The following is a 16982-nucleotide window of genomic DNA, read 5'->3' as shown; positions in this document are numbered from 1 at the left end:
ATTTAAATACGCAACTAATTAGTTGCAAATATAAGCAACTTTTTGGTTGCACAAAATGTTTTTGTGTTTTTTTTGCGATAATTTATTCTTGAGAGAATCGCAAAAGAGTATTTTAAAATTTAAATAAAAAAAAGACGCACTATTCGTACGTCTTAAAATGTTGCTTTTTTATAGTTGAGACTATCCCCTAAACCTATTCTTAACAATAATATCTTTAAGTCTGGCTTTTAAGTCTTCACCGGTATCATAAACCATTTGTTCGTTATTCGGAAAAGGAACAGCGCGTTTATTAAAATAATTCAGGTAATTATCTTCACAGGCACTTTTATCGCCTTTGTAAGTCGAATAAATATTCTCAAAAATAAACTCGCTTGTTATCGGAAACGATTGCACCAAAGCGTTTGTCTTGCTGTCTACATAATCGACTTTTGCCGTTACCTGACACGATTTAAATTGTCGAAACTCGTAAATATTCGCACGAAGTGTTCTATAATTATCCACTTTTATTTCCTTACCCAAACTATCTTTCACAGGTTTTCCTCTGCTGTCCAAAAGCGTTTTTACACCATCTTTAACTTGTCTTTCTTTGATGAATTCTTTTTCCTTAATTTGTTCAGGCGAGATATTAATCTGTACAAAATTCACAATCAGACTATAATCGTACTTTACATTTTTTTGTCTGGCGCTATGGTAAACCGTCCACTTATCGTTTAATCCGTACGTTTTAATATCTAATAAATCATCCTGAAGCTGTTTCGGAATCACCATATTGGTTTGATTTTTAGCATAAACATCTACAAAATCAGTTCCTTTAAATTGGGCATCAGCCATCAGTTTTTTAGTGTTCTGATATCCCGGATTAATACTTTCCAAATAAAATAAATCATCGTAGGCTTTTCTAAAATCCAGTTTATTGCTCGATTTTAAAAGTGCCGAAGCGTTCCCATATAAATATTTCGACAACGCATTTTTACTCTTTACAATCTGATCAGAGTAATTATCAAATGCAAAAGAAGCATTTTTTCCCTGTTTAAGTAGTGGCAAAGGCAGTAAAGGCCTAATTTTCTCCTGACGGTTATTCAATTGCAAATACGTATTATAAACACGTTCCGCATTCGCCGGATTAGCATCTTTCGTCAGCAAATCCAGATCGCGCAAATCCCTGTCCTTCGCTTTTGCAAACGCCTCTTCCAGCAAATACACATAATCCTGCTTTCCTTTCGACTCTTTTTTAGTTTTTAAAGCCTCTACAGCTTTATCAATTGCAGCATCATAATTCCCATCGCTAATTAACGATTGCGTGGTTTTTACACCACAAGAAGAAAGTGCTAAAAATAATATTGAAAAGAAAACGGTAATTTTTTTCATTCTAAAGACCTGTTGATTTGAAGGCGTAAATATATTGGTTTTTGAACTTTTATCGCCTCTTTTTTTTGAATGAAAACTCAGGATATTATATTTTTTATTTTAATTTTTAGAAGCAGAAATTTTCCTTTTCATAAGAACGACCCGTCCCGCTGTTCCTTCCAATTTTTTGCGCCGAACACCGGCACAAAAAGATTTTCCCTCCCATCGGGGCTAGATGAGAAGTTTAGTATTTCATAAGAAAAACTGCAATAACTTTGCGAAGAACAGTAATCCTACCAAAATGCCTTGCTGTAAATTCATATTATTTCGGCCAATACAAAACATTAAATTTATGACCATCAGGATCCGAAAACCCAAAGAAATAACCTTTTTCAAAACTTTGTGGTTCAGCAAAAATTCTTCCACCGGCATTTTTAACCGCCAACAATCGTTGATGCACTTCATCTACACTTTCAGCCGAAAGCGAAAATATAATTTCGTTACCCTTTTGTAAATCGGCAGCTTCATCATTCACCGCCCATTTAAAGCGCTCTTTTATAAAAAAGTGAATTATAAAATCATCATCTCCAAAACAAAAGCTCGTCAATTCTTCGTTTGTACCATTTGGTTTAAACCCCAATTCGTTATAAAATTTGGTAGTTCGCGCCAAATCTTCTACTGCCAAATTAGCCCATATTTTTTTAGTTTTCATAAGATTCATTTTAAAAAATTAAAACTTAATTCCCACCATTAAATAATGGTCGTATAATAAATTTACGAATTTTAAATTAAAACATATAAAAAGGAGATACGGTGCTATGAATGCGCCTAATGTGCAGTATGTTTTCTAATTTTTACCTGATAAACAATTTCCCAAAAAATAATCGAGAAAACCGCATTCGCTAATATTGCTGTTTTAACCTGATACGGATCATAATTTAAAAACAGATGTAAATTGGTAAATTTCAAAGCTAAGAATAAGGCCAAAGCAGCAATTGCAATAGCACATGCTATATTTAATAAAACAGTCCATTTTAAAGCAAAGAAAGCATAAACAAGATTCAATAAAGCAAAACCACAGCCTAAAGTTATAAAGGGATCCGTCTTTAATTTTTCACCCAACGTTAATAAAAGTGGCGTTGAAGAAAGGTATAAAAAGAATAATATAGAGTAGATTAGGATTCGAATTTGTGGTTTCATTTTTTATATTTTTAGCAAAGTTACTTAAAAAGAATAAAGCCGGGTTTTAAAATCACATTTTGCTTACTGCAAAATCGCATCAATTTTAGCTTCCGATTTTTCTTTGATAGTGCTATCAGGATGAAAACTCCAAATAATCAGAAATTTTCCTTTTGCAAGATACTCTTCTGGATGCTCATCAGTTGGCTGACCGTCTTTTCCCCATAACAATCCTTGCAGAAACTTGTCACCTTTGAATCTGTTTTCAAATTCAATGTACATAATAGAACCGCTATCTGCTTTACTCTTGAAACTTTGAATTTCTTTGCTTTTTACAACACCAATAATATTGCTGTATGTGGTAATATCGGTATAAAAATTACAAGCCTGATTCGTCACACAAATTTGGCCATCGCTTAAAAAATAGCTTTTTGGAATTTCTTTGGGTTTTAGTTTTAAATCAGCAATAGTCTGGCTGAATATAGTAGTAGAAAGTAACAGGAATAATGCCGACAGGGGAATCGTAATTTTCATTGGTTTTGGGGTTTAATTTGGCTAAGTTAAAATAGTTTTTTATTTCTTCTATATTTTGATGGCACTATGTTAATAAAGTTAGTCCTGTCAGGTTCGCTTTTCCATTTTTAAGGAATTCATAAGTTATTCGGTCAGCAGTACAGTCAATAAATTGAATGCCTTTTAACTTACCTTTAAAAAAAGTATTTATAAGGGTTGCATTCTTAAAAGTCACTTTTGAAAAAGAGCAGTTATCAAAAGAACATTCTTCTATTGTCCCATTAAAAACCACATCAGAAATACTTGATAATTTAAACGACGATAAGTTCCAAACCGCATTTTCCAGAATACAACTTTTAAGTTCTGATGTTTTTAATTCAACTCCTGAAAAGTTAGCCTTTGAAAAATTACAGTTTTTAATTTCACTCGACGAAAATTCCGTGTCTATTAGTAAACATTCAACAAATTGATTGTTTTGTACGTTAGAAGTCTGAATTTTACTATTTCTCAAATCTGAATTAGAAAAATCGCAACCTACAATATTGTTGGATTTAAGTATTAAATTCGACAAGTCAGAATCGATTAATTTACAGTTCTTCATATTTGAAGTGCTGAATTTGTCTTTAAGGTTATTTAACCCCGAAAAATCAGCATCAACCCAGTTTCCCGATGACATATTCCAGCTTAAACCTAAGGTAGTCTTAACTTTTGTTGTTGAAATTTCTGCAGCTTGTTTTTGGGTGGTTTCAACTTGATTTTCAGAAACATTAGATTTGAATGTTTCAGAAAAATAGTTTAGGTCTACACCCAGAATTTCGGCAAGTCGGTTTAATGTAGCAATATCAGGCATTGACTCACCTCTTTCCCATTTACCAACCGCTTGTGAACTAATTGAAACTTGTTTTGCAAGGTCTGCTTGCGAAAGGTTCATTTTCTTTCTTGCTGTAGCAATTTTATTGCCTACTGATTTTGAATTTAGCATCATAATTATATTTTTTATTTGATACTGCAAAGCTATAGTGCCCCATAGCCTGTTCGCAAATAAAATCAGCTACCATTAGTTGTTATTGCGCTACTTATAGTTGTTATTGACAACCTTTGGTAGTTTTTGGGTTTTGTACAAAGCTAAAATAGGTTTTTATTTTAAATGTTGTGGTGAATTTTTAGTAGCAGCAATTTCCATTTCAAAAGAACGACCCGTCCCGCTGTCCGCTAAATCTTTCATGGCGAACCCCGCCATAAAAGGATATCGCTTCCATCGGGGCTAGATTAGAAGTTTATTTTTTCAGGACGAGACTTTTTTTTAAATTCCAATTATCCACAATCTTGTCATTTCGACGAAGGAGAAATCCTCGCAAGAAGCTCGACAAAGATTGGAAATTTGTACGTTGAGAATCACGAAAATAAATCATTTAAAAAATCCAGATTCGGGTTGATAGTCTTTATCAATTCGATTTTCTTTTCCCTGCGCCAATCTTTTATTTCTTTCTCACGAGCTATTGCTTCCTGAACCCAAGTAAATTTTTCGTAGTATAATAAGTATATAGCGTGATACTTTGATGCGAAAGTTTTGTTTCCAGTTGTGTTGTTTTCTCTATGTTGTCTTAAACGAATCTTTAAATTATTCGTAACTCCAGTGTAGAAAACGGTTTTATGTTTGTTTGCTATTATGTAGATGTAGTAAGTGTGATAGCCTTCGTGTAATTGCATTTTTGTTTTTTGGCTAAAGTTATGTTTTTTTAAGATTTTTCTTTCTTTTTTTGCTCTAAATTTGATATACTTTGTAGAGCTTCTTGCGAGGATTTCTCCTTCGTCGAAATGACAAGATTGGAGTTACTTTGTGCTGGCTTTGCTTTCGGAATGATAAACATGAAGCTTACTTTGTCGAGTTTCTTGCGAGGATTTGCTTCGCGAGTCGCTATCGCTGTAGTCTCCTTCGTCGAAATGACAAGCTTGGGGTTACTTTGTGTGAGCCTCTTTTTAGAAGTGACAAACATAATGGTTGCTTTGCGGAGCTTCTTGTGAGGATTTTTCCTTCGTCGAAATGACAAGTGCGGTTTGCTACATTGGCTTCGACTTCGCTCAGCCTGACAAAGTATAAATCTAAAATCTAAAATCTGAACTCTAAAATCTAAAATAAAAAAAATCCCGCCTCAATTAAGAAACGGGATTCAATAGATATTCTCTTTTTTTTTATTTTAAACTGTTGCAGCAATTTCTTGTGGCAACGGAATTTGATTTTTAAGTAAATCTTCGAAAGTTTCGTGTTGGCGAATTAAGATTCCTTTTCCGTCTTTCCATAAAACTTCGGCTGGTTTGTATCTTGAATTGTAGTTCGAAGACATAGAGAAACAGTATGCTCCTGCGTTTCTGAAAGCTAAAATATCACCTTCAGTAATTTCAGAAATTCTGCGATTGTTTGCAAACGTATCGGTTTCGCAAATGTATCCTACCACAGAGTAAAAACGCTCTTTTCCTTTTGGATTTGAGATGTTTTCGATATGGTGTGAAGATCCGTACAACATTGGACGAATTAAGTGGTTGAAACCACTGTCAACTCCGGCAAAAACTGTTGAAGTTGTTTGTTTTACTACGTTTACTTTTACTAAGAAATGACCTGCTTCGCTTACCAAAAATTTTCCCGGTTCGAAAATCAACGTTAAATCTCTGCCATATTCTGCACAGAATGCATTGAATCTTTTTGATAATTTTTTACCTAGTTCTTCAATATCGGTTTCAATATCGTCTTTTTTGTAAGGTACTTTAAATCCGCTTCCGAAATCTAAAAATTCTAAATCTTTGAAGTGTTTAGCGGTATCAAACAAGATTTCAGCTGCGTACAAGAATACTTCGATATCAAGAATATCAGATCCTGTGTGCATGTGAATTCCAACAATACTCATTTTTGTATTCTCAACAATTCGCAAAATGTGCGGTATTTGATGTACCGAGATTCCGAATTTACTATCGATATGCCCTACAGAAATATTAGCATTTCCACCAGCCATTACGTGTGGATTGATACGGATACATACCGGAATTTGAGGATATTTTGTTCCGAATTGCTCCAGAATAGATAAGTTGTCAATATTGATTTGAACACCCATTGCGGCAACTTCTTCAATTTCTTCTAAAGAAACTCCGTTTGGCGTAAAGAAAATTTTGTCAGGATCATAGCCAGCATGAAGTCCTAATAAAACTTCCTGAATTGACACAGTATCTAAGCCAGACCCCATGTTCTTTAATAACTGAAGAATCGCAACGTTAGACAATGCCTTCATGGCGTAATTAACTCTCAAGTTTTCTACCTTAGAGAAAGCTTTAGTTAACCTATTGTACTGTGATTGGATTTTTTCGGCATCATAAACATATAATGGACTTCCAAATTGGTCTGCTAACTGCAGTAAATCTTTTGCTTGCATTTTTATAAACTATTTTGAGCAAAGTTATTACACTTTTGAGTAACGGCAAATTTTTTGTAGAAAAATAACAAATTGTAACAAATTGTTTGTTTTTGAACAAAAAGTGCTTTATTTCGAATTTTTATAAAACTTTCTTTAGGTTCTAAGGGACTGAGATTCTAAGGTACTAAGATTTTGCCACAGATTAAAAGATTTGCGCAGATTTTTTTGCCACAAATGACACTAATTTTCGCGAATTTTTATTTTGAATTTCCCCAAAAGGCATAAAGCATAGCCCGTGGTTTCAACCACGGGGACACAATATATGATTACGTCTAATCCGTAACGTTTCCCGTGGTTGAAATCACGGGCTATATTTTGAAATAGAAAAAAGCCAGAAAAGAAATTAGATAATTCGTGAATTGCTTCGCCTGTTCACTATCGCTCGGGTAGTGGCGAAAAAAATAATCTGTGGCAAAAAAACAAAACCCCTGAATATAAATTCAAGGGTTTGTTAGTAGTAATGTTGTTTATCGGAATAAAGACTTAATAATTTTTAATCTTTAAGTTCTTAAGATGTAGGGTGGAAAGAAATCTTAGCCCCTCAGAACATTAGCATCTTAGTACCTTAAAAATTAAAGACTCGGTAAATCTCCGTTTCCTTTGGTTGGCAAGTTAGTAGAGCCCATTAAGAACAAATCTACCTCTCTTGCTGCTTCGCGACCCTCTGAAATAGCCCATACAATTAACGATTGTCCTCTTCTCATATCACCGGCGGTGAAAATGTGTGGTACGTTCGTTTGATAATTTTTTGCTTTATAGTTGCTTCTCATGTCCACTTCAAGACCTAATTGCTCGCTTAAAGTTTTCTCAGGACCTGTAAATCCTAAAGCCAATAAAGCTAAATCGCAAGGCCATATTTTTTCTGAACCTTCTTTTTCGATTAATTCAGGACGCTGACCCGGAGTCATTTTCCATTGTACTTCAACTGTTTTTAATCCCACTAATTCTCCTTTTTCGTTAGCTAAGAATTCTTTAGTATTGATTAACCAGTTTCTGTCGCAACCTTCTTCGTGAGATGAAGATGTTTTCAACTGCAACGGCCAGAAAGGCCATGGCGTTGTTTCACTTCTTCCAACTGGAGGTTTTGGTAAAATCTCAAAGTTAGTTACTGATTTTGCACCGTGTCTGTTTGATGTTCCGATACAATCTGAACCTGTATCTCCACCACCAATTACAATTACATCTTTTCCGGTTGCCATTACCTGATCTGGAATTGACTCTCCGTATAAAACTTTCGTTTGCTGTGTTAAGAAATCCATTGCCTGAACAACGCCTTTGCTTTCGATTCCTTTAGTTGGCAAACTTCTTCTCTCTGTTGCTCCACCGCATAATACGATAGAATCAAAAGCATTTAGTTCTTCAACGCTAAAGTTCACCCCAACGTTTACGTTAGTTTTGAAAGTGATTCCTTCTGCTTCAAGGATCGCTACACGTCTGTCGATAATTCCTTTTTCTAATTTGAAATTCGGAATTCCGTAACGCAATAAACCTCCAATGGCATTGTCTCTTTCAAAAACAGTTACAGTGTGACCTGCTCTGTTTAATTGTTGAGCTGCAGCCAAACCAGCAGGACCTGAACCAATAACAGCAACAGTTTTTCCTGTTCGCTTTTTTGGCGCTTGTGGTTTGATCCATCCTTCAGCAAAACCTCTTTCGATGATATTTTTCTCGATGTTTTCGATAGCAACCGGCTCTTTTATGATTCCTAATACACATGATTTCTCACACGGAGCAGGGCATAAGCGACCTGTGAATTCTGGAAAGTTATTAGTAGATTGTAAAATCTCTAATGCACCTTGCCATTCTTCCTGATGCACCATGTCGTTGAAATCAGGAATTAAATTTCCTAACGGACAAGCACTGTGGCAAAAAGGAATACCACAATCCATACATCTTGAACCTTGTTCTTTTTTCTTTTCTTCAGATAACGGAATAGTAAATTCGTTGTAGTTCGAAACACGTTCTGCAACTGCTACATTACTTTCGTCGGCTCTGTTATATTCTTTAAATCCGCCTATTTTACCCATGACATTTTTAATTAAATTCCAATTTCTTTAAAATTCCAAATTCCAATTTTTGAAATTGATTTTTGATTTTTGAAATTGATTTTTTATTAAGCTATTAATTCTTCTATTTTTTTCTCTTCTGCAATTCGTTGTAATGCTTTTTTGTAATCAGTTGGCATCACTTTTACGAAATGTTGCTGTTCATTTTCCCAGTCTGCTAAAATTCTTTTTGCTAATGGACTGTTGGTGTACAATGAATGGTTTTTGATCAATCGTCTTATTTTGGTAACGTCTTCTTCTTCCATCGGATCAAATGCAACCATTTCCGTGTTACATAATGTCGAATCGAATTTTTTACCTGGATCATAAACATAAGCAACACCACCGCTCATACCAGCTGCGAAGTTTCTTCCTGTTTTTCCTAAAACAATTACAGTGCCACCGGTCATGTACTCGCATCCGTGATCTCCAATTCCTTCAACAACAGCAGTTGCTCCAGAATTTCTCACACAAAAACGTTCTCCGGCCATTCCATTAATATAAGCCTCTCCGGTAATAGCTCCGTAAAGGGCAACGTTTCCAATAATGATATTGTCTTCAGGTTTGAAAGTTGCAGTAGGAGGTACTTTTACAATTAGTTTTCCTCCAGAAAGACCTTTTCCTAAATAATCATTACAGTTTCCGTGAATTTTAAATGACAACCCGTTTGTTGCAAAAGCACCAAAACTTTGTCCGGCAGAACCTTCAAAATCAACTAAAATAGTGTCTTCAGGTAAACCTTGTGCGCCATATATTTTTGAGATTTCATTACTCAAAATAGCACCTACAGAACGGTCTGTATTTTTAATTTTAAAGGTTACTCTAGTTTTTTCTTTTCTATAAATAGACGGAATCGCTTCTTTAATAATATCAAAATCCAATACATTTTCAAGTTGGTGATCTTGCGTAGTTGTATTATGATTTGGCTCTGTTTTCGCTTTTTCCGGTTTGTATAAAATCGATGATAAGTCTAAACCATTTGCTTTATAGTGTTTGATAGCTTTGTTCACATTTAATTTTTGTGATTGACCTACCATTTCTTTCAAAGTTCTGAAACCTAATTGCGCCATGATCTCTCTTAACTCTTCAGCAATAAAATACATGAAGTTGATTACGTGCTCCGGAGTTCCTTTGAAATTTTTTCTCAATTCAGGATCCTGAGTTGCAATACCAACCGGACAAGTATTTAAGTGACAAGCTCTCATCATAATACAACCAGAAGCCACAAGCGGAGCAGTAGCAAAACCAAATTCTTCAGCTCCTAACAAGGCAGCGATAGCTACGTCACGACCTGTTTTCAATTGTCCGTCACATTCTAAAACTACACGGCTTCTTAAATCATTTAAGATCAAAGTTTGTTGTGCTTCCGCTAAACCAAGTTCCCACGGAATTCCAGTGTGCTGTAATGAAGTTAGTGGTGCAGCACCAGTTCCTCCGTCATAACCTGAAATAAGTATAACGTCAGCTTTTGCTTTGGCAACACCGGCAGCAATAGTTCCAACACCCACTTCAGAAACTAATTTTACGTTTACACGTGCTTCACGATTCGCATTTTTTAAGTCGAAAATCAATTGAGATAAATCCTCAATAGAATAAATATCGTGGTGAGGCGGAGGTGAAATCAAACCTACATAAGGCGTAGAGTTTCTTGTTTCAGCAATCCAGGGCACCACTTTTTCTCCAGGAAGCTGACCACCTTCACCAGGTTTTGCCCCTTGAGCCATTTTAATCTGAATCTCTTTAGCATTTGTCAAATAGTTGATCGAAACACCAAAACGTCCCGAAGCAACTTGTTTGATTGCACTGTTTCTGGAATCTCCGTTAATTTCTTTTTGGAAACGTTTTGGATCTTCTCCACCTTCTCCAGAATTACTTTTTCCTCCAATTCTGTTCATTGCAATCGCTAAATTCTCGTGCGCTTCTCTACTGATAGATCCGTAAGACATTGCACCTGTTTTGAATTTCTTTACAATTTCTGTCCAAGGCTCTACTTCATCAATAGAAATCGGATCTAAATTATTGAATTCAAACATTCCTCTAATAGTCATTAAGTTTGAGCTTTGCTCGTTAACCATATTAGAGTATTCTTTATAACTTTCAGGACTGTTCAAACGAACGGCCTGTTGTAATTTTGCAATAGTGGTTGGATTGAACATGTGTTTTTCTCCACCACGTCTCCATCTGTAAATACCTCCAATTTCAAGAGAAAGCAAGTTGGCCACTTTCGAATTTGGGAAGGCTTTTTGGAAACGTTTTTTAACCTCTTTTTCTACTTCCATCAAACCAATTCCTTCGATTCTTGAAGGTGTGTAAGGGAAATATTTAGACGTAAATGTTTTGTTTAAACCTAAAATCTCGAAAATTTGAGCAGCTCTGTACGAATGTAAAGTAGAGATACCAATTTTGTTCATGATTTTAACGATTCCTTTTGCAATCGCTTTATTATAGTTTACAACAGCGTAATCTGCTTTTACACCCGTAATAAATCCTTGTGCAACCTGATCGTGAATGATTTCGTTTACCATGTATGGATTGATCGCACTTGCACCGTATCCGAACAATAAGGCGAAATGATGTGGTTCACGAGGTTCTGCAGATTCGATTATGATTCCGAATTTAGAACGAACCTGTAAAATATTCAAAGAATGGTGAATGTAAGAACAAGCCAATAACATAGGAATTGGAGCTAATTCTTCGCTTACACCTCTGTCTGATAGGATGATAATGTTGCATCCTTCAGAAACAGCTTTGAAAGTTGCCTGAACACATTTTTCAAGAGCGCGCTCTAAACCGTTAACTCCTTTTTCTATTTTGTATAAAGTAGAAATAGTAGCCGATTTGAAATCTGCGTGATCAATGTTTCTGATTTTATCCAAATCCTCGTTAGAAATAACCGGATTTTGGATTTTTAGTTTTTTACATTGTTTCGATTCTATTTCAAAAATATTGAAATCTCCACCAACAGCTAAACTGATATCAGTAATGATTTCCTCACGAATACCATCCAAAGGCGGGTTGGTAACCTGAGCAAATAATTGTTTGAAATAGTTATACAACAACTGAGGCTGGTCTGACAATACTGCCAAAGGCGTATCGTTACCCATAGAACTGATTGCTTCAGCTCCCTGACCTCCCATTGGGTTAATGATTGTTTTTAAATCTTCAATAGTATAACCAAATAATTTTTGTCTTGTTACGAAATCTAATTTCTCAACCGGAGTTGGATTATTTGTGTAAGGAACTTTAGATAAAGGCAATAAATTAGCATCTAACCATTCCTGGTAAGGACGTTTTGTAACTATCGCTTTTTTAACTTCTTCATCTTCGATAATACGACCTTCGTTCATATCAACCAGGAACATTTTTCCTGGCTCTAAACGACCGTGCTGAATTACATCTTCCGGATCGATATCCAATACACCAATTTCTGATGACATGATTACGAAACCGCTTTTTGTCAATGTATAACGAGAAGGACGCAAACCGTTTCTGTCTAATAATGCTCCAATAACGTTACCATCTGTAAACGGAATAGAAGCAGGACCATCCCAAGGCTCCATGATACAAGCGTTAAACTCGTAGAAAGCTCTTTTTTCAGGAGACATTGTCTGGTGTTTTTCCCAAGCTTCAGGAACTACCATCATCATCGCTTCAGGCAATGAACGACCTGTCATTAATAAAAGTTCAACAACCATATCCATAGAAGCAGAATCAGATTTTCCTTCTAAGATAATTGGGAATAATTTTTTGATATCATCGCCAAAAACTTTGCTTTGCATAAGCTCTTCACGAGCACGCATGCGGCTAACGTTTCCACGAAGTGTATTGATCTCACCATTATGACACATGTATCTAAATGGTTGAGCTAATTCCCATGAAGGGAAAGTATTGGTAGAGAAACGTTGGTGAACTAACGCCAAACGAGTCACTAAATCTGGATCTTTTAAGTCAACATAATAACGGCTGATGTCTTCCGGCATCAATAGACCTTTATATATTATGGTAGTTGTCGATAAACTAGAGAAATAGAACATGTGACTTTCAGAGGTTTTAGATCCTCTAATAGCGTGTTCAGCAATTTTTCTAGCTGCAAAAAGTTTTGCATTAAATTCATTTTCAGTTAAATCCTGACCGTTTTTGCTAACAAAAACCTGCTTAACTGTTGGTTCTTTTTCTGCGGCAATCTGCCCTAAATTTTCAACTTCAACAGGTACATCTCTCCAACCTAAGATCTTTAAGTTCTGATCTTTAATAGTTGCTTCAAAAGTGTTAATACAAAAAGAAACCTGGTTTTTGCTTTTTGGTAAAAAAACCATTCCTACTGCATACTCACGTGTTTCAGGGATTTCAAAGTCACATACCTTTTTGAAAAAGTTATGTGGGATGTCGAATAAAATTCCAGCTCCGTCTCCAGTTCTTCCATCAGAACTAACTGCACCACGATGTTCCAATTTTATTAAGATGTCCAATGCTTTGTGAATAATATCGTTAGATTTAATACCATTCAAATTACAAATAAATCCTGCACCACAATTGTCGTGTTCAAATTCAGGCAAATAAAGCCCTTGTTCTTTAACTTTCATTCTTGATATTTTTTCTACAAAAATAAAGATTTCGTTAAACATAATGTATTGAAATTGTAATTTGGCTTACATTTTTGTTGTAATATTAGAAAAACGATTCTTAAATGATAATAATTTTATTTAAACCATTGCTAAATGATAAAATGATAATCCGAATTAGAATATATTAAGAAAAATCGTCGCAGGGCTAATAAATACGGTGATATTTTTGTTAAATATCAAACGTTTTAGTGGTTTTGAGTTAATATTAACAAACTGTTTGCTTAACCATTTCTTAGCATTGAAAAAGAATAAACGTTTAATACCTATAAGTGTTTTTTTTTTAATGGAAAAAGATTTTACTATTAAGTTGAATTTTGCTACTTTTGTCGCACTTTTATTCTGAAATAAATTCAGAACCAGACAAATTCTATATTATGAACATACACGAATATCAAGGAAAAGAAATTTTAGCTAGTTACGGAGTACGCATTCAACGCGGAATTGTGGCTAATAATGCAGTTGAAGCTGTGGCTGCTGCAAAACAATTAACTGCCGAAACTGGTACAGGATGGCACGTAATAAAAGCACAAATTCACGCAGGTGGACGTGGAAAAGGTGGTGGAGTTAAGTTGGCTAAAAATCTTCAACAAGTTGAAGAAATTGCAGGACAAATTATCGGAATGCAATTGATCACACCTCAAACTTCTGCTGAAGGTAAAAAAGTAAACAAAGTTTTAGTTGCTGAAGATGTTTACTATCCAGGTGAAAGTGAAACTTCTGAATTTTATGTTTCTGTTTTATTGAATAGAGCTACAGGACGCAACATGATTATGTATTCTACTGAAGGTGGAATGGATATCGAAGAAGTTGCTGAACACACACCACACTTAATCTTTACTGAAGAAGTAGATCCTACTGTTGGATTACAAGGTTTCCAGGCAAGAAGAATTGCCTTTAACTTAGGTCTTTCTGGAAATGCTTTCAAAGAAATGGTTAAATTCATCGATTCATTATACAATGCTTACATTGGTTCTGATGCTTCTATGTTTGAAATCAACCCGGTTTTGAAAACATCTGATAACAAAATTATGGCTGTTGATGCTAAAGTAAATATCGATGATAATGCTTTATACAGACAACCTAAATATGCTGAAATGAGAGATATCCGTGAGGAGAATCCAATCGAAGTTGAAGCTAAAGAAGTAGGTTTGAACTATGTAGATCTTGACGGTACTGTAGGATGTATGGTAAACGGAGCAGGTCTTGCAATGGCAACTATGGATTTAATTAAATACGCTGGTTTTGAGCCTGCTAACTTCTTAGACGTTGGTGGAACTGCAGATGCTAAACGTGTTGAAACTGCTTTCAGAATTATCTTGAAAGATCCAAACGTAAAAGCTATTTTGATTAACATCTTCGGAGGAATCGTTCGTTGTGACCGTGTTGCTCAAGGGGTTGTTGATGCTTACAAAAACATGGGAGACGCTATCAATGTGCCAATCATCGTTCGTTTGCAAGGAACAAATGCTGAAATTGCAAAAGAATTAATTGACAACTCTGGTATGCCAATCTTATCAGCTACTCAATTTCAGGAAGCTGCTGACCAAGTTAAAGCTGCACTTTCTTAATTAAATAAGAAATCAATTATATAGAAATCCCTCCGAGAAATTGGAGGGATTTTTTTTGCTAGCTACTTAACCGCAAAGAGCGCAAAGTTTTTTATTTGTAGGATTTTATATAAACGCAAAGTTCGCAAAGCTTTATCTATATAGCCTTGCGAACTTTGCGTAAACCTTAGCGCCCTTTGCGGTTAAATTAATTATTTCAAAACTGTAGACAATTCTACAATTTCGTATTCAGGATTATGCACGACAAATTCTCTAATCATTTCAGTATGGCCAGCACCTAATAAAACCATTATTTTATCGTCTTTACTTTCTGTAAGTTTCAGTATTAAAGCATACATATAAAGATTTCTTCTGTACCATTCTGAAACTAAATAGGCTCCTACAAAATTATCTGTTTTCCCCCCTTTGATCGCAGTTTGAAGATACCAGCTAATATCTGGTTTATTAACGTCCAAAAGTAATTGGGTTAAAGAATACTTTGTAATTTTTGTATTGAAATCTGTTTCATAATGTTTCATTGTTTCTTTATTCTTCTTGATTAAATCAAACTGATTGGCAGCTTTCATTCCATTTACCAAACTATCATATGGAAAATCAGTATCATTATAATCAATTGCATATAACTTTTTATGGCCTAATTTTTTAGCTGATCTTAAAGCTACTTGTACTATTTCATCTGAATCTTTCTGAAGTAAACTGTCAGTGTTTTTAGCATAAAAGTTATCTAATTTGTCTTGTTTTTGATAATTCCATTCAACAAAAATTTTATCAGGTCCAAACTTTTTAATTTTATTGGTAATGTTTTCGAGTTCTTTTTGGCTTTTGTCTGTCATAACATTAAAAGTATTTACTTTGGCAACGTCAAGTCCGGGATTTTCAAAGTGGAAGCTTCCAAACAATAATATTTGTTTCTTTTTTGTTTGAGCAGGTGATAGATTAAAAGTAATAAGCATTAGTAATAAAATAATTTTTTGCATGGTGATTTTGTGTTTAAATTCATTGCAAATGTACAGGCAGATTGGAAGCGTTTTTTCCATTTTTGATGAACACCATGTTCCGTTTGATTAACACTTGAAATTCTTCATTTAAATTTTACGTGTAAAGTTTTTCATAGTTCATCATTAAAAAATGAAGTTTCATATAAATAGAGTATTCATGTAAAGTCATAGTTGTATTTTTGAAATAACAACAATATATTATGAAGCTAAAAATCCCTTTTTATTATCATATTTTTCTTTTTTTAGTACTGTTTTTTACCTTTTATCTCTGGGATATTGGAGTAGGTAATCGAAAATTGGATTCTGTTTTCAGCAATAAGTATTTCTTTTTTAATACAAGTTTTGTTCTATCAATTTTTATCGTTTATCTTTTAAATTTTTACATTTTTTGCGATTGGTTTTTGAACAAAAAAAGGATTTTGCTATATTTTTTGAGCATTGCCGTTTCATTACTAATTTTTGCCGGAGTCCGTTATTTTTTGCAGGAAGTTGTTGTTTTTAAAATAATTGGAAGGCATAATTATGTTGAAGAGTCGAGGGAATTAACCTATTATGTCCGTGATAATTTCTTTTTTGGATTACCTGCCGTAATTTTAAGTGCTTTGAGTTATTTGTTTTGGCAGTTTCAGAGTGCACAGCAACAAAATCAGGAATTACTTTTAGAAAACAAAAAAGCTGAATTCCAAATGCTGAAAGCGCAGGTTAGTCCTCATTTTTTGTTTAATACATTAAATTCTTTTTATAGTCAGCTGATTTTAAAAGAAGATGAAATGGCAGCAGATATTTTGGTTCTTTCTGATTTGCTTCGCTACGTCATTACAGAAACAGACAAAGATGAAGCGGTACTTTCAAAAGAAATTCAGTTCATACAGAATTATATTCATTTGCAGAAAAAACGATTTGAAGATCGGTTGTTTTTGGATTTTACTATTGAAGGAAATTATTCGAATGAAAAGATTCTTTCATCGGCATTAATTCACTTTGTTGAAAATGTTTTTAAGCATGGTAAATTTAACAGTGAAGAAGAAAAAGCAGTTATTTCAATTCGTATAAAAGAGGGATTTTTGGAAATTTCAACTTTCAATTATAATGTTGGAAGTGAAAATTATTCTTCAACTGGAATTGGTTTTGAAAACCTCACAAAAAGACTGGAATACATGTATAAAGACCAATTTGTACTTGAAAAAACAGAAGAAAATAATACCTTTAAAGCCTACTTGAAAATACCGCTAAAAGAATAATT

Annotated in this window: 12 protein-coding genes; 2 read left to right on the top strand and 10 right to left on the bottom strand. The window is 34.4% G+C overall.

The annotated features are described in order from the left end of the window. Positions 1-180 precede the first annotated feature (180 nt). From BUA98_RS21350 to gltB, 9 genes are all read right to left on the bottom strand, one after another. Entirely contained in the window at positions 181-1368 is a 1188-nt protein-coding gene (locus BUA98_RS21350) for a COG3014 family protein (RefSeq protein WP_072975903.1), read from the bottom strand. Between the two features lie 301 nt (positions 1369-1669). Beyond that, positions 1670-2059, bottom strand: coding sequence for a VOC family protein (locus BUA98_RS21345; protein ID WP_072976056.1), 390 nt, complete (start codon positions 2057-2059; stop codon positions 1670-1672). 116 nt (positions 2060-2175) lie between these two features. After that, positions 2176-2547, bottom strand: coding sequence for a hypothetical protein (locus tag BUA98_RS21340; RefSeq protein WP_072975901.1), 372 nt, complete (start codon positions 2545-2547; stop codon positions 2176-2178). 63 nt (positions 2548-2610) lie between these two features. Next, on the bottom strand, positions 2611-3060 hold the full coding sequence (locus BUA98_RS21335; protein ID WP_072975899.1) for a hypothetical protein: 450 nt from the start codon (positions 3058-3060) through the stop codon (positions 2611-2613). Positions 3061-3124: 64 nt separating this feature from the next. Next, the gene (locus BUA98_RS21330; protein WP_244279247.1) at positions 3125-4024 is read right to left on the bottom strand and encodes a helix-turn-helix domain-containing protein; all 900 of its coding nucleotides are present in this window, start codon (positions 4022-4024) and stop codon (positions 3125-3127) included. 410 nt (positions 4025-4434) lie between these two features. After that, positions 4435-4749: a GIY-YIG nuclease family protein gene (locus BUA98_RS21325; RefSeq protein ID WP_072975897.1), complete on the bottom strand. Its 315-nt coding sequence runs from the start codon at positions 4747-4749 to the stop codon at positions 4435-4437. A gap of 488 nt (positions 4750-5237) precedes the next feature. Beyond that, positions 5238-6461 (bottom strand): diaminopimelate decarboxylase, encoded by a 1224-nt coding sequence (gene lysA, locus BUA98_RS21315; protein WP_065448164.1) that lies wholly within the window; start codon positions 6459-6461, stop codon positions 5238-5240. A gap of 614 nt (positions 6462-7075) precedes the next feature. Continuing rightward, positions 7076-8530: a glutamate synthase subunit beta gene (locus BUA98_RS21310; RefSeq protein WP_072975892.1), complete on the bottom strand. Its 1455-nt coding sequence runs from the start codon at positions 8528-8530 to the stop codon at positions 7076-7078. Positions 8531-8616: 86 nt separating this feature from the next. Then, positions 8617-13131, bottom strand: coding sequence for a glutamate synthase large subunit (gltB, locus tag BUA98_RS21305; RefSeq protein ID WP_072975888.1), 4515 nt, complete (start codon positions 13129-13131; stop codon positions 8617-8619). Between the two features lie 416 nt (positions 13132-13547). Here gltB and sucC point away from each other — a divergent pair, with 416 nt between their 5' ends. Beyond that, entirely contained in the window at positions 13548-14741 is a 1194-nt protein-coding gene (gene sucC / locus BUA98_RS21300) for an ADP-forming succinate--CoA ligase subunit beta (protein ID WP_072976052.1), read from the top strand. A 191-nt stretch (positions 14742-14932) separates the two neighbouring features. On the opposite strand, the gene BUA98_RS21295 is transcribed toward sucC, so the two are convergent. Then, the gene (locus BUA98_RS21295) at positions 14933-15718 is read right to left on the bottom strand and encodes a DUF5694 domain-containing protein (protein WP_072975885.1); all 786 of its coding nucleotides are present in this window, start codon (positions 15716-15718) and stop codon (positions 14933-14935) included. Positions 15719-16158: 440 nt separating this feature from the next. Here BUA98_RS21295 and BUA98_RS21290 point away from each other — a divergent pair, with 440 nt between their 5' ends. Beyond that, positions 16159-16980, top strand: coding sequence for a sensor histidine kinase (locus BUA98_RS21290; RefSeq protein ID WP_244279246.1), 822 nt, complete (start codon positions 16159-16161; stop codon positions 16978-16980). Positions 16981-16982 lie beyond the last annotated feature (2 nt).

This window comes from Flavobacterium saccharophilum (assembly GCF_900142735.1).
Lineage (GTDB): Bacteria > Bacteroidota > Bacteroidia > Flavobacteriales > Flavobacteriaceae > Flavobacterium > Flavobacterium saccharophilum.
The sequence above is the reverse complement of the archived record's forward strand: the minus strand, read 5'-3'. Positions and strand labels throughout refer to the sequence as shown.